The organism is Parendozoicomonas sp. Alg238-R29, from assembly GCF_947331445.1.
Lineage (GTDB): Bacteria > Pseudomonadota > Gammaproteobacteria > Pseudomonadales > Endozoicomonadaceae > Sansalvadorimonas.
Genome location: NZ_CAMZOG010000213.1, coordinates 1 through 1,370 on the forward strand (window position 1 = coordinate 1; position 1,370 = coordinate 1,370).

The 1,370-nt window shown below is 42.7% G+C and carries 1 protein-coding gene; it reads left to right on the forward strand.

Translation table 11 applies throughout. The annotated features are described in order from the left end of the window. Nucleotides 1–459: 459 nt before the first annotated feature. A complete protein-coding gene (locus QMA35_RS21690; protein WP_281649214.1) occupies nucleotides 460–1,023 on the forward strand; it encodes a hypothetical protein in 564 nt (187 codons plus the stop codon). Nucleotides 1,024–1,370: the final 347 nt, after the last annotated feature.

Genomic DNA, 1,370 nt, shown 5'->3' on the forward strand with positions numbered 1-1,370 from the left:
GGCAAACATTGTCGGGCTGCATTTGAGTTATGCCAGCAAAGATATTCGGGTATCAATTCCAAGCTAACTTCAAAAGGTTTCGTGGAGCTGGCGGTTAAGTTTTCAGTGGTTTTACTCGTGCTATGCCAGCTCAATTATTTTCAGGGTTTTCGTGGCTCTTGCAGCTGGCAATAAACATTGCTGTTATTTCCAAACGTGCAACGCCAGCACGAGCTTTGAGTTTGTCTCAGCAAAGGTTTCTAGTGGTTGCAAGGCTTTGTGCAAAATGCTAAAAGAACTAGGGTTTGCCCGCTGGCAAATCTTACCTCAATAAATCGCAATTAATGTGCAACGCCAGCATCGGTCAATCTCGACCGGCAAGGCCGCGCACAACAAGGCGTTGGTGTTCGGCAGCAAGCTGCCTGGGACGCCTTCGGCGCCCCACAACTTGGCGTTATGTTTCACGAGGAATCATCGAGTATGCTCAAATATTCAGACCTTTTTGATTTAGAAGTTATGAACTACTTAGGTGATTATCAGGACTTTGAAGTATCAAACATTGATAAAGACACCGACTGGATAACATTAACTCCAGACTATCCAATTGAAGTCCTTGCTGGTGAAGGTTCCGGCGGTGTTTATGTAGTCTATGGTGAAGGCGAAATCGAAAAACGATCAATATTATTTATTTCATCTGAAGGGCAATCAGGAAAGATCGGAAACAACCTTTCAGAATTTATCGCTATGATTATTGAAATTCCATATTGGTTTGACTTGCTTAAGTTTTCAGGTGGTGGTCAACTATCCGAAATGAGAAAAACAGCACATTTCATGGTTGCAGAGTTTGATGAGGAGCATCCTGATTACAATAAAGCTAAGACCAATTTAAAAAGTAAACTGACTCTTCCAAATATTTCAGACCCAATTGCCTTGCTTCACTCTTGTATGCAAAGTTCTGACTGTAAGGTTCTCGCTAGCGATGGTTGGGAATATGAGTCTTTGTTCAACACATTTGTTTCATCTGACAACACAACGTGGAAGTGAAACATAACAAGTCATTCCAGCTGACGCCTACGGCGCAGCTGAATGAGGCGTTGTGCGTCGGGGTGAATATATTAATTTCTCGTTCCTCGTTTTTCCCGAGAAATTACTGAGAGTTTTGTGAAGCTGGCAATTAAGTTCTGAGTTTGTTTGGGGAATTCTGAAGGTTCATTCTTTCAACGTGTTTCTCCGGTAAACATTGTCGGGCTGCATTTGAGTTATGCCAGCAAAGATATTCGGGTATCAATTCCAAGCCAATTTCAAAAGTTTCGTGGAGCTGGCGGTTAAGTTTTCAGTGGTTTTACTCGTGCTATGCCAGCGCAATCATTTTCAGGGTTTGCGTGGCTCTT

Coding starts and splice junctions, on each gene's coding strand:
- QMA35_RS21690 (WP_281649214.1), top strand. CDS start 460: ATGCTCAAATATTCAGACCTTTTTGATTTAGAAGTTATGAACTACTTA.